This window comes from Paraflavitalea soli (assembly GCF_003555545.1).
GTDB classification, from domain to species: Bacteria; Bacteroidota; Bacteroidia; order Chitinophagales; family Chitinophagaceae; genus Paraflavitalea; species Paraflavitalea soli.
Map to the genome: position 1 here is coordinate 3,723,750 of NZ_CP032157.1, position 12,527 is coordinate 3,736,276.

At 47.6% G+C, this 12,527-nt stretch carries 10 protein-coding genes and 1 other RNA gene; 4 read left to right on the plus strand and 7 right to left on the minus strand.

All coding sequences use genetic code 11. The features are described 5' to 3' along the window. Positions 1-10: 10 nt before the first annotated feature. The 6 genes from D3H65_RS33180 to D3H65_RS13615 all read right to left on the minus strand — a co-directional run bounded on the left by D3H65_RS33180 (position 11) and on the right by D3H65_RS13615 (position 9,166). Positions 11-3,553, minus strand: a complete 3,543-nt coding sequence (locus tag D3H65_RS33180; protein WP_211345676.1) for a beta strand repeat-containing protein — start codon at positions 3,551-3,553, stop codon at positions 11-13. 36 nt (positions 3,554-3,589) lie between these two features. Beyond that, positions 3,590-4,153, minus strand: coding sequence for a T9SS type A sorting domain-containing protein (locus D3H65_RS13595; protein ID WP_119050837.1), 564 nt, complete (start codon positions 4,151-4,153; stop codon positions 3,590-3,592). Between the two features lie 900 nt (positions 4,154-5,053). Continuing rightward, a complete protein-coding gene (locus D3H65_RS13600) occupies positions 5,054-5,977 on the minus strand; it encodes a glycerophosphodiester phosphodiesterase family protein (RefSeq protein ID WP_119050838.1) in 924 nt (307 codons plus the stop codon). A gap of 56 nt (positions 5,978-6,033) precedes the next feature. After that, positions 6,034-6,285, minus strand: coding sequence for a hypothetical protein (locus D3H65_RS13605; protein WP_119050839.1), 252 nt, complete (start codon positions 6,283-6,285; stop codon positions 6,034-6,036). 80 nt (positions 6,286-6,365) lie between these two features. Further along, on the minus strand, positions 6,366-8,489 hold the full coding sequence (locus tag D3H65_RS13610) for a TonB-dependent receptor (protein WP_162915618.1): 2,124 nt from the start codon (positions 8,487-8,489) through the stop codon (positions 6,366-6,368). A 200-nt stretch (positions 8,490-8,689) separates the two neighbouring features. Continuing rightward, entirely contained in the window at positions 8,690-9,166 is a 477-nt protein-coding gene (locus D3H65_RS13615; protein WP_119050841.1) for a DUF4920 domain-containing protein, read from the minus strand. A gap of 212 nt (positions 9,167-9,378) precedes the next feature. On the opposite strand from D3H65_RS13615, the gene D3H65_RS13620 reads away from it, so the two are divergent. The 4 genes from D3H65_RS13620 to D3H65_RS13635 are packed head-to-tail and all read left to right on the plus strand — an operon-like array spanning position 9,379 to position 12,055. Continuing rightward, a complete protein-coding gene (locus D3H65_RS13620; RefSeq protein ID WP_119050842.1) occupies positions 9,379-9,933 on the plus strand; it encodes a YceD family protein in 555 nt (184 codons plus the stop codon). Between the two features lie 28 nt (positions 9,934-9,961). Further along, entirely contained in the window at positions 9,962-10,153 is a 192-nt protein-coding gene (rpmF, locus tag D3H65_RS13625; RefSeq protein WP_119050843.1) for a 50S ribosomal protein L32, read from the plus strand. Positions 10,154-10,182: 29 nt separating this feature from the next. Next, positions 10,183-11,124 (plus strand): phosphate acyltransferase PlsX, encoded by a 942-nt coding sequence (gene plsX / locus D3H65_RS13630; RefSeq protein ID WP_119050844.1) that lies wholly within the window; start codon positions 10,183-10,185, stop codon positions 11,122-11,124. 19 nt (positions 11,125-11,143) lie between these two features. Further along, positions 11,144-12,055 (plus strand): CPBP family intramembrane glutamic endopeptidase, encoded by a 912-nt coding sequence (locus D3H65_RS13635; RefSeq protein ID WP_119050845.1) that lies wholly within the window; start codon positions 11,144-11,146, stop codon positions 12,053-12,055. Here the strand turns inward: D3H65_RS13635 and rnpB are convergent. Continuing rightward, positions 12,051-12,473, minus strand: an RNA gene (gene rnpB / locus D3H65_RS13640) — RNase P RNA component class A. The genes D3H65_RS13635 and rnpB overlap by 5 nt on opposite strands. Positions 12,474-12,527 lie beyond the last annotated feature (54 nt).

Genomic DNA, 12,527 nt, shown 5'->3' on the forward strand with positions numbered 1-12,527 from the left:
TTTTTAGCGATTATTTAATGCTTACCAATACATTGATCTTACCTATACCCTGGGTGTTGTAATCTTGCAGGGCTTTGCCTATTACCTGGCCGATCTTTACTTTATCGGGATCGGCTTTCATAGCTACGCCGCTGAGGGAGGAGGTAACGATGAGGTCGCCTCTTTTGATGGCGCCACCCTCCATACATACTTTGGTAGGAATGACACCTACAACGCCCATGGGCACTTTGCCTACGAGATCGCTGTCGATGTCTTCTTCCGTGAGCAATACGCCGGGTTTGGTAGCATATACACCTGCCACGAGCGTAGAGTAAGCACCGGCAGATTTTTCAACAGCCCTGTCTTTGTCGGTAGCTATCACCAGTACATCGCCCGGTTCGTATTGAGTAGTAGTGCCTGTAACATCAAATGCTTCTGCAATATCGGCGCCACTGTTCTGTGTACCGCCGTTGAAGAATCCTCTGCCTGCTTTGTTGATGCGGGCTACGTTGACAGATGCGCTCTGAAATACCGCAACACTTCCCGAAGCACCCTGGTGATTAATGAGCAGGGTATTTCCCGTACCAGTGGTGGTAACGTGTACAACAGGCTGAGAGTTCGCATTGTTGAAGTTGGCGAAGCGGCCAGCTTTACCCGTGCCAAAGTTGGGTATGAACCCAGAGATAGCATTTCCACTACCATCGCAGGAGGCTTCTACGCCATCGCCTGTACCACCGGCATTGGCGGTGATGCCATTGCCGGTACCTTCTGTGAGGGCCAGTACGGCCGGGCCGTTGCCAGCAGGATTGGAAGAATAGAACAGACCTGCATAACCACCTGTACCAGATGACTGGCCGTATATACCTGCCGTACCAAAGTTGGCGAACATGGAATTTACCTCCCCTTTTACTGCCGGAGAGGTACCTGTAGTACGATCTACCTTGAAATTACCGGCCGTACCATTACCTACTGTTTTCACGGTGATCACCTCGTTGGTATTGTTTTCATTGAAGATTTCAAAGCGTCCGGCACGGCCGGTAGAGAAGGTGGGAACCCATGCATACAGCGCATTGCCTGCTCCATCAATATTGGTCTCTACACCATTTCCGTCTTTACCGGCATTGGCGGTGATGGCATTACCGTTGCCATCTGTCAGGGCTATCAGTGAGGCACCATTACCGGCCGGGTTGGATGCATAGAAGAGACCTGCACGACCACCAGTTCCGGAAGAAATACCAAATACACCCGCAGCACCGAAGTTGCCGAAGATGGTATTTACCTCCGCTCTTACTGCAGCACCTACGCTGTTGGTATTGTCGAGGAAGAAGGAGGAAGCATTACCGAGTGTATTGTCTGGGATGTTACCATTGCTGTTGGATGCTACCTCCAGGATATTGGCTTCGGTATTGGTCTGATTGAAGTTTTCAAACCGGCCGGCACGTCCGGTGCTGTTATTGAGGCCAACCTGTCCGAGTACACCTATACCGGTATTACTGGTATTGGTGGCTATAAAACCTCGTACACCATAACCGCCGCCATCATTGCGACCTACTACGGCGCCTGCTATATCACTGGTGGTACGGCCCACAACGGCTTCACCACCGCCGTTGTTGTCGCCCACTACACCTGCCGAAGTTTGTTGACTTGAAATCCCATGCACGGCAAATCCTGCACCAGTGGAGCTTCTTACCCCTGCCCCATTGCCTGTTGTAGTTACATTGATCACGGTACCATTACCCACCGTATTGGCAACCAGTACGCTATTGTTATTGGCATTATTGAAAATAGATATGTTGGCAGGAATGCCATTGTTGGAAGTAGCATTCAAACCAGTTCCGGTATTACTGTTGGCATATACCCCATAACCATTGGCCGTAGCATTTCCGTAAACACCCAAACCGTTAGGGGTAGTGCCATATACGCCCCAACCCGAACCGGCCTGCGATCCGTATACCCCTACACCCAGTCCACCGGTACCATTATTAATACCGCGTACGGCTGAAGAAAAGCCACCCGGAGAAGTAGAAGATACGATACCCCGTACAGCACTGATATTACTGGTAGTAGTATTGTTCACACCTTCTACAGATGTGCCGTCGCCATCGTTGGTGATGGAAAATAATGTAGCTGCACTGTTCTCTGTTGTAACATAGGGCAGGGTGAAGCCACCGCCGCCAATGGCAGCGGGAGCCCAGTTAACACCATCAAACTTTAAGACCTGTCCGGCTGCCGGTACCGCAGCTGATACGGCTACATTCTGGAGCTTTGCCACGCCGGGATTGGGGTAATTGCCACTCAGGTCGCCACCCGCAGGACCACTGGGCGGCAGGGTCACACCGGGAGCTATCTTAATTTGTGTTATAGAAGCATCTGCCAGTTTTGCTGTTGTAATGTTTGCATCTACTACTTTAGCCGTAGTCACTGCATCGTCTGCTAGTTTTGCAGTAGTAATATTCGCATCCACTACTTTGGCAGTGGTTACTGCATTGTCGGCGAGCTTCGGTGTAGTAACGGAACCATCAGTCAGCTTGGCAGTAGTAATATTAGCATCCATTACCTTGGCAGTTGTTACTGCATTGTCAGCGATCTTAGGAGTCGTAACGGAGCCATCAGCCAGCTTGGCTGTGGTAATATTGGCATCCATTACCTTGGCAGTAGTCACTGCATTGTCGGCGATCTTTGGAGTTGTAACTGAGCCATCAGCCAGCTTGGCTGTGGTGATATTGGCGTCAACTACTTTAGCAGTAGTCACTGCATTGTCGGCGAGTTTGGAAGTAGTGACGGAGCCATCAGCCAGCTTGGCTGTAGTAATATTGGCATCCATTACTTTGGCGGTTGTTACTGCGTTGTTGGCAATTTTAGCTGTTACGACTGCATTGGCAGCGATGGTAGGATTGGGATAGGTACCTGTAAGATCGCCACCTGCCGGCCCACTGGGAGGCAGGGTTACACCGGGCCCTATTTTAATTTGGGTAACCGATCCATCAGCCAGTTTAGGGGTAGTCACAGCCCCATCGGCTAATTTAGCAGTCGTGATATTAGCATCGGCCACCTTGGTAGTGGTCACTGCATTATTGGCAATTTTAGCATTCCCTACCGCATTGGCAGCGATGGCCGGATTGGGATAAGTACCGCTAAGGTCGCCACCTGCAGGGCCTGTTGGCGCTCCGCCGGTAGCATACAAAGCGTAGGGTACTGACAACAACTGGGATGCACCAATGGAGGTAAATGCGGTCCCATTTGCCGGGTCTACTTCCACCTGCATAAATTTAGCGCCTCCTCCCCAGTTGACACCAACCACGGTGCCGGTTACGTTACTGGCACCCGGGCTTCCCACCTGTACATTAAATAAACCAACGGCGTTGGTTGTCACTGATCTTGTTTCAGAATACACAATAGCGCCCTGTGCCGATCCTTCGCGGATACTCAAACGCAGTTTAATGGCTTTATTGGGTAAAACGTTACCAACGGAATTGCGGGCTACGCCCTGATAGTTTAGCATGCCAGGGGCCTGGCCTATAGTAATGATCGTTATCAACTGCAATACAAGGAGTATGCATAAAAATCGCTTCATAGTTTGATTTGTTTTGTGGTTAGAGAGATGCTGGTGCTATTTGTTGTCTATTTTAACAACCCTGAAGGCGCTGCGCCTGATAACGGATTGGTTGTCGCTGCGGGTTCTGTCGGGAGATAAGCGGGCCACCACATAATAGGTGCCGGCTGGATAGCGCGACAGGTCGAAGTAATGGATGCGGCAACAGTTGTTATAATCAACTTCGCGCCGCTCCAGGATAGCGCCGTTATTATCTGTTAATTGTATTTCCAAAAAGCCGCTTTCCCTTACGAAGAAGTCGAGTTCAAATTTTCCTGGTGTGGGATTGGGAAAGAGGCGGTATTCGCCGGAACCAAAAATGAGGGAGAGATTTGACTTGCCTACAATTTCTGTAAGTGGCTGCAACAGTCCATGGGTGAGGAGGATCATGCTGTCGGCAGGGGCCAGTGACTCGATCATTGTCATTTCACCAATGCTCCATTCAAAGCGAAAATAGGAGGAAGGATCGTTGTAATAGCCACCGGCGACATTGAAGACAAAAGGCTTGATCGTCTGCGCTGTTACCTGACTGGTGCTGCCAGCCAGCAATACCAGGAGGCAAACTTGGTAAAGTTTATTCATAAGCAGGAAGATGTATTTTAAAGGTTATAGATAATACAAGAGAATACAAGTCATCTCACTGCCATATGGCAGTGACAGTATTACCAGCACAAAACAGTGCAGGTGCTAAAAGGTATAAGTGTCTACCGGGTATGCATGGCAGGTCATTATCCAATAGGATCCATTATCTGCGGAGAAAGGTGCAAACCGCAGGAAGATATCAATGCTACTACAGGCTGAGTGAATGCTGATCTATTCCATGCCAACGGACGCTACATTAAACATGGATGGGGTATACTACGGTTGGATCGATTCAGGGGGAATTATTTAATCCGGTATAAAAATAGAGACTTTTTCAAATAAAAAAAATTCCCTCTTTGTGGTATATTTTTATCACAATGGCTGGTTCAGACTGGAATACTGACCTTTTTTCGCTCATCTGAGCTATCCCATCCTACCTATAACCTCCTGACGAATAGAAAGATGCAAGCTACTAAAGCCTTAAATGACACAAGCCCGCCAGGTAATCGGGGGCTTGTGCATGATTAGTGCCTTTAAAGGAACCGGTTTAACTTTCATAGGTCAATGGAACTGTTCAAAGGACTTGGTATATTTAATAGTCATTATAAAAAAGAGGTGGGACGATGATGATGTCAATTCAGGTCCACATATCCGTCAAAGTCAACGCTAAAAAGCATTACGGAGAGCCCCACCAGCACAGAAAGAGCTATTTGCACGCAAATGTGCGTTGCAACAGATGTAAACCTGTTACGGTTTCAGTAAAAGGTGCTTACGGAAATGGGAAATAGCAGCCTCCTGTAGATCAGGGAGAGCCGCCCTTGGAGGGCGACCCACCCTTCAAGCGCCTTCGACAGCCCTTTGACAAGCTCAGGGTGACATGGCTCAGGCTGACAGACAAGACTACAACTGGCTGAAGAAATTGGGATAGTCGGTAATAATGCCATCTACACCCATTTTTACAAGGGCTTTCATTTCTTCCACGGTGTTGACGGTCCAGGGCACCAGCTTCATCTTGTGCTGCCTGCAGGCGGTTACCATTTCAGGTGTTACCATTTTATAGTGCGGACTGTAAATGTTGGGGGTAAAACCCAGTTGGGACAGGTTGTTCTCCAGGGTAATGTTGGCTGAACCGGTGAGGAAACCAATGGTTACACCAGGATATTTTTTATGTACTTCCTGTAGCGGCCGTACATCGAATGACTGAATATAGAAACGATTACCAATGGATCTGCTCTTGACAACATCCATTACCGATTTGATCATTTCTTCGGGCCCGGCATTGTAACCGAGGCTATCGTATTGTGGACTGGTTTTTACTTCTATATTGTAAATGGCAGGAGTTAGTTTGCGTGCGGCCGTGAATGCTTCTACAGAATCGATCAACTCGCCCAGCAACGGCATGTAGGTCTTTATTTTCTCCTGCCGGGGCCAGCCATTGTATGGTTTGGAACCTACATCAAATTTGCGGATATCGGCATAGTTCATCTGATGCCATATATACTTCTTGGCATCTGCTTTGGCTATCTCTTTACCATCTTCATATAAAGAGTGGTTGATATTGACCATGGGGTCGTGGGCTATCAATACCTGCTTGTCTTTGGTAATGTAGATATCTACCTCAATAATATTGGCACCCACCTCCAGCCCTTTTTTCATTGCCGGGATGGTGTTTTCCGGCATCAGTCCCCTGGTGCCCCGGTGGCCTTCTTTATAGAATGCGGGAAACTGAGCAGAGGTAGTTATTTTTTGCGCAGTTTTACAGGAAAACAGGAGAATAATTGCAACAACAGAAGCGATAGAAAGCAATGGCAGCGTATGTTTCATGGAGAACGTGGTTGTAGCTGTAAATATACAATGCGCTGGGTGAGGAACGCATTAATTTATTTGTTTCTCCTGAAATCCCAGGAGTCATGATCCTCCTGCTCTTCATTGGTATCCCTGGGTTTGTTTACATCTGCAACGGTCCGGTGATCTTCTTCTGTTTTGTGCAATGGAGGCAGCTTTATTTCTTCCGGATCGGGTAATACAGCACCAGTGGAAGCTGCGTTGCCGGCATCATCCATATTGTTGTTGCTGGTTTTCCCTTCGTTGCGCGGCTTATCAGAATCAACACCTTTCTTTTTATCCGCCATGTCCATCTGTTTTTAATAATTATACAAAAAACGTACCCTGGCTCATTAGGCAAGCAGGATATTGGATGGAGAGCGATGGTTTACCATTTTACCCGCAAGGTAAAACCCCAGGTTTCCGGATTACCCAGGTGTACAGCGCCAAAGTCATAGGCATAGCTGATGTATTTCCTGTTGCCGATATTACGCGCCCAGAAGAGCAGGTCCACATAGCGTGTAATGATGCCGGTGCGGGTATTGAGCAGGTTGTAAGGAGACTGCCTGATGTTATTGGCCAGGTCAAAATATTGTTCACCCAGGTATTGCCATTCACCGCGGGCCATGAGTTGAATATAGGGCTTGCGGGATACAGCAAACTGGTATTGCAGGGCCAGCATGGAAGTCATATCGGGCGTAAAGAGTTGCTTCTTGCCGGAAAGGTCGGCCTCTGCCCCATTCTGCGGTACTTTTAAGGTCTTATATTCTGCATCGGTGAACCCTGCCTGGTAGTTTATTTCCAACCCTCTTACGGGCAAGGCAGCCAGTTCTATCTCCGCTCCTTTGCTGGTGAGTTTACCGGCGTTCTTGGTAATGGTAATAGCAGCGGGCAATACAAGCGTAGGCACTTGTGCGTCAGTAATAGTAGCGTAAAACAAAGCCACATTTACCCGGAGCTTATTGTTGAAGAAGGTATTCTTGCTACCCAATTCAATATTGTTGCTGTACTCCGGCTTATAAGCATACAATGGCGGGGTAGAAGGGTCAGCGGCCAATTGTGTTAAACCACCTGCCCGGTATCCGCGGCTATAGGTAACATACAGGTCGTTGTTGGCAGCAGCGTGATACAATAGTCCCACTTTGGGTGAGAATGCATTGAAGTGGGCGGTAGCTGAGGTATCGGGCTGAAAATCAAAGATAGGATCGGGTGAAGCATCGGGCTTGTATTCACCCCGTACCTGCTGTTTTTTGTGCTCATAATCATAACGTATACCCGCGATCAGTTCCCATTGTTTATTGAGGGCATAATTGACTTCTCCATACAAAGCGATGCCAAACCCTTTGCCTGTGGAAGTATTGATGAGGCCATAGTTCTTATCGGGTGATCCCACCAGTTCGGCATCCTCTCCAAAATGGGTAGTTTGCTTAACAGGGTTATTCTGTATGAACAGGTAAGTACCAGCTGTCCATTTAAGCGGTGATGCGGCAGCAGTGGGTGAGGTGAACCTGAATTCCTGTGTAAATACTTTTACTTTATTCCATTTGCTTCCATAATCATTGATGATGGTCACACCATCAATAGGCGAGAAATCACCGTCTATGGGATCTTTATAATACCGGTGATTGGATTGCCAGGCGGTTTGAGAGCTGAAGTTAAAAGCATGGCCTGTATGATTCACCGATAAGGAAGTATTGAATGTATTATCCACCATTTCTGTCACAGCATTCTGATTCAGCTCAAAGGGATGTTCCAGCGCGTCCTCTACCCCATTCACCAATGGGAAAGTTCCATTATTGCGGTTGGCCAGGTGTTTCAGGTTGAAGGTCACCGACCAGCGTGGATTAACGATATACTTGAGGTAATAATTACCGGACAAACTATGTTGGCGGTCAAAATCTTTGTTGTTGTAGAGATTGGTATAAAAGCCTTCACGACGGTCGTAGATACCGGATACTCCCAGGTACAGTTTGTTTTTTATCAGCGGGGTGCGTATGCCGGCAGCATAACGTTGCTGCCCATAATTGCCGACATTGGCTTCCGCAAATCCGGTGATATGATTACCGGGTTGTTTGGTAATGATATTGATCACCCCGCCCATGGCATTACGGCCATACAAGGTGCCCTGGGGGCCGCGCAAAACTTCTATGCGCTCGATATCAGACAGCTGTGAGATATAGGTATCCAGGCCAAACTGGTTTACACCATCAATATAAGTAGCTACTGCGGGATCATAGGAAGTAGTGGTAATGCCGCGAATGGAAGTTACATTCCTGTTGTCGCCGGGATCGGCTGAATACAGGTTGGGCACGATGGCTGTAATTTCTTTGGTATTCCACAACCGGTAGTCGATCACCTGCCTGGATGTAATGGCAGAAACACTCACCGGTATCTTTTGTAATTTTTCCTCTTTCTTTTGTGCCGTTACCACAATGGCATCGAGGCTATCTATAGTTTGCGCATATGCGCCAGTGCATAATAAGGAGCCGACTAAAGCGTACATGAGTTTCATAAGCATCGTTCAATATGAATGTCAATATTACGCATAAATCCTGCAATGCCAACCAGGTACTCCAATACAGGCTTCTTTATTGTGGCAATTGGGGCCGCTCCATCTTATAAGGAGTTCCTATAATTGCGAAAAAGCGCAGAAGCGCCGGATCGATCACCCGGGCATTCCTGCGCTGTATAATATATTAATACTATAGTTACTTATTTCATCACCAATATCCCATTGGCCAGGAGGCGGATCTCCTTTTTGGGTTGGGTAATGGCGTCTATTTCAGCCTGTGGTTTTTTGGCATCTTCAGCATAGTGCTTCAGCTCATCTACAGAAGTAGTTTTAAGTTTTGCTTCGGTATCGAGTACAACGGTCTTACCGATCATATCCATGGGTACGAAGAAACCATAGTCCTTCATTTTTACAAAAGCGGTGGTGGAATCATTGACCTGCACTTTCATCCAGCAGCCTTTTTTGGGGCATACGTCCAATACTTTGGCGATAACCTTGGTTTGGCCAATGCTGTCTTTCTTTTCCAGGGCGCCGGGCAGTTTAGCGATATCGACCGCTCCTTTGGAGGTTGTTTTGGCGCCGAATACGTCCCCGGGGTTGGCGGGGCCTTTGGGGGGCTGGGCTTTCGCCAGGGATAAGGTAGTGGCAGCTACCACTAATAATAAAAGCTTTTTCATATTATAGCTCCTTGTTTAATTTTAGACTACAAAGGTGCAGAAATAGGTCCAGATTCACTTACGAAAGCGGAAAAACTATTCCTGCCTGCCTGATTTACAAGCTGATAGACCCCAATTAACAATTGTGGGAATATTTTATGCCTTTTTTGCTCTTAGGGCTTAATCATTAGTGGATTATCCCTACCTTTGCAAACTCTTTAAAAGGGATGCTCATGAGTAGCCGCAGGATTTTTGATATTGCATTCGTAGGGTTAAAGCCGGGGATCCATGAGTTTGAGTATGCTATCGACGATAAGTTCTTTGTAGATTACCAGGAGCAGGATTTCCGCCACTGTATTGCACAGGTAAAGCTGACGCTTGATAAAAAGGTAGGCTTTATGTTGCTGAAGTTTGAAGTAGGCGGAAAACTGGAAGTTACCTGCGACCGTTGTGGTAATAACCTGCCTTTGGAACTCTGGGACGATTTCAACATCGTAGTAAAGATGGTGGAAGAACCGGATGTGATGAATGAGCAGGAAGAAGATCCGGATGTATATTATATATCCAGGGGCGAAAGCCACTTACGCATATCAGACTGGATCTATGAGTTCATTAACCTCAGCATTCCCATGCAGCGTATGTGTACGGTAGAAGAGATGGGAGGCCCGCATTGTAACAAAGAAGTGCTGGCCATGCTGAAAAAACTGGACGCCGACGCCCAGCACGACGAACCCCAAAACTCTTTATGGAAAGGGTTGGAAAAGTTCAAAGACTTAGGAGACAATTGATTTTTAGTAGTATATAAATTTTGAGGTTATGCCTAATCCGAAACGCAGACACTCCCAACAACGGGGTGCGAAGAGAAGAACTCACTATAAAGCTGAGAAGGTTACATTGAGCAAGGACAGCACTACTGGTGAGATCCATGTACGTCACCGCGCTCACGTAAGCGAAGGTAAATTGTATTATAAAGGAAAAGTGGTGGTAGAAAAATCTCCCATTAAATAAATCCTTTACATACAAACCTTACCTGCCGGATGATAATTGGTTTAGATATGATGGGTGGAGATTTTGCACCGCTGGAAGCGGTGAAAGGTATCCAGCTATATTTGTCGGAAACTGATAGTCCGGCAATATTGTTTCTAACCGGTGATGAAGCCCAGCTGAATCCCCTGCTGCAGGAATATAATATTCCGGCCGACCGGGTGAAAGTAGTGCATGCACCACAGGTTATTGACATGCATGAACATCCCACCAAAGCGCTGAAAGAAAAGCAACAATCTTCTATTGCCATCGGGTTTCACCTGCTGGCAACTGGCAAAACAGAAGCGTTTATCAGTGCCGGCAATACCGGCGCTATGCTGGTAGGCGCCATGTACAGTATTAAAGCCATAGAAGGCGTTCAGCGCCCTACCATTTCCACCATTATTCCCAAAGAAAACGGTAAAACGGGTTTGTTACTGGATGTTGGTCTGAATGCCGACTGTAAACCAGAGCACCTGAACCAGTTTGCCATCCTGGGTTCCCTGTATGCACAGCATATATTGGGTATTTCCAATCCCCGGGTAGCTTTGCTGAATATTGGAGAGGAAGAAGGTAAGGGCAATATCCTGGCGCAAAACACCTACCCCCTCCTGAAAGAAAACAGCCAGATCAACTTTACCGGCAATATAGAAGGCCGGGATGTACTGGAAGATAAAGCCGACGTGATGGTGTGCGAAGGCTTTACCGGTAATGTGATCCTGAAAATGGCTGAATCGATCTACGACATCACCCACCGCAAAGAGATCAGGCACGAATACTTCGATCGCTTCAACTTTGAGCTGTATGGCGGTACACCGGTACTGGGTGTAGCCAAGCCGGTGATCATTGGTCATGGTATATCCCATGCCAGGGCATTTTGCAATATGATCAAGGTGGCGCAGAAGATGATCGAGGCCGACCTGATGAACAAGATGAAGGCCAGCTTCGAAGCCTGATCTACCTCACTATTCTACAATGAAACTTATTCTCGGTTATTTACGGGTATATGTTCGTGAGTTGAATATAAAAGCATGGTTGCTGGTAAGCCTGCTGATGGCGGTATTGATCTATTGCAATTACACCGCTGGCCTGGAGGCCACCATCATGGGCAAGGATACGCTGCCCCGGCTTGTTGGTTTCTTTTGCCTTTACCTCTTTGTTTTTGGCAGCGCCTGGCTATTGCAATGGCTGTTTAATAAAAAAGCAGGCCATCCTCCCCTCTTTTTCTATGTGTTGCTGCTGGCAGGCCCCCTGATATTTGCGATCAAGGTATCTGCCGATGATATTGCGCGGGTAATGACCGCAGGTTTATCCATTCCCTGGAACGAATATGGTTACCGGGCGCTTAACTGGCCTGTAAAATGCCTGCTGGTCTTGTTGCTGGTAACAGGGGTATGGCGCGCCGGCAAGTATGAATGGCCGGTAGCGGGTATGCAGCTGAAAGGATTTGATCTGAGACCTTACTTTTTATTATTGTTTTTTATGGTGCCCCTGATCGCCCTGGCAGGCACACAAGCCGATTTCCAGCATACCTATCCCAAAGTGCAGCGCATTGCTTTTATCGATGACTATGTAACTGCCTCCTGGCCCTGGAAGCTATTGTATGAGCTTTCCTATGGTATCGACTTTGTTACGATCGAATTCTTTTTCCGCGGATTTTTAGTGCTGGCATTTGCACGTTATGCCGGCAAAGAGGCCATATTGCCCATGGCGGCATTCTATTGCTGTATCCATTTCGGGAAGCCGCTGTTTGAATGTATCACTTCTTATTTTGGTGGACTTATATTGGGTGTGGTGGTGTACCATACCCGGAGTATCTGGGGTGGACTCGTCGTGCACCTGGGTATCGCCTGGCTGATGGAGCTGGCGGGCTATGTTTTAAAATAACTACAAACCTGTAAGCCGGATTCTGTTACCCGCCCCGGTTTTCACCGCAACGGATATGGTTATCATTTATCTGGGCCTGGCATTACTGACAGGCTCTTGCTGCCTACCCACCCAACGTTCCCGGCTGTTAGACCAGGATTGGACGAGCAGCCCTCGACCGTTGGTATACATGGCATTTCAGCATATAAGGTTTACCCCTGCTGTACATTACTGTACAACACCGTAGGCTCTTACCCTACGTTTTCACCTTTACCGCACCGGAGTGCGGCAGTTATTTTCTGTGGCACTATCTGTTTCGCCATGATAGATGTTGCCACCCACCATTTCGAACCCGGCTCTTCACCGGTACATTGCTCTGCGCTGTCCGGACTTTCCTCCTCCCGTCCAAAGGTCGGGAAGCGATAACCCGGTTTGTAGTTGCTGCAAAAATACGCTTTTATGCCCTTTTTAGAGGTGACACCTTTTTCCCATT

What these genes read in the sequence shown, in the direction of transcription:
- D3H65_RS33180 (WP_211345676.1), bottom strand. Translation starts at nt 3,553, where the DNA reads ATGAAGCGATTTTTATGCATACTCCTTGTATTGCAGTTGATAACGATC.
- D3H65_RS13595 (WP_119050837.1), bottom strand. Translation starts at nt 4,153, where the DNA reads ATGAATAAACTTTACCAAGTTTGCCTCCTGGTATTGCTGGCTGGCAGC.
- D3H65_RS13600 (WP_119050838.1), bottom strand. Translation starts at nt 5,977, where the DNA reads ATGAAACATACGCTGCCATTGCTTTCTATCGCTTCTGTTGTTGCAATT.
- D3H65_RS13605 (WP_119050839.1), bottom strand. Translation starts at nt 6,285, where the DNA reads ATGGCGGATAAAAAGAAAGGTGTTGATTCTGATAAGCCGCGCAACGAA.
- D3H65_RS13610 (WP_162915618.1), bottom strand. Translation starts at nt 8,489, where the DNA reads ATGAAACTCATGTACGCTTTAGTCGGCTCCTTATTATGCACTGGCGCA.
- D3H65_RS13615 (WP_119050841.1), bottom strand. Translation starts at nt 9,166, where the DNA reads ATGAAAAAGCTTTTATTATTAGTGGTAGCTGCCACTACCTTATCCCTG.
- D3H65_RS13620 (WP_119050842.1), top strand. Translation starts at nt 9,379, where the DNA reads ATGAGTAGCCGCAGGATTTTTGATATTGCATTCGTAGGGTTAAAGCCG.
- rpmF (WP_119050843.1), top strand. Translation starts at nt 9,962, where the DNA reads ATGCCTAATCCGAAACGCAGACACTCCCAACAACGGGGTGCGAAGAGA.
- plsX (WP_119050844.1), top strand. Translation starts at nt 10,183, where the DNA reads ATGATAATTGGTTTAGATATGATGGGTGGAGATTTTGCACCGCTGGAA.
- D3H65_RS13635 (WP_119050845.1), top strand. Translation starts at nt 11,144, where the DNA reads ATGAAACTTATTCTCGGTTATTTACGGGTATATGTTCGTGAGTTGAAT.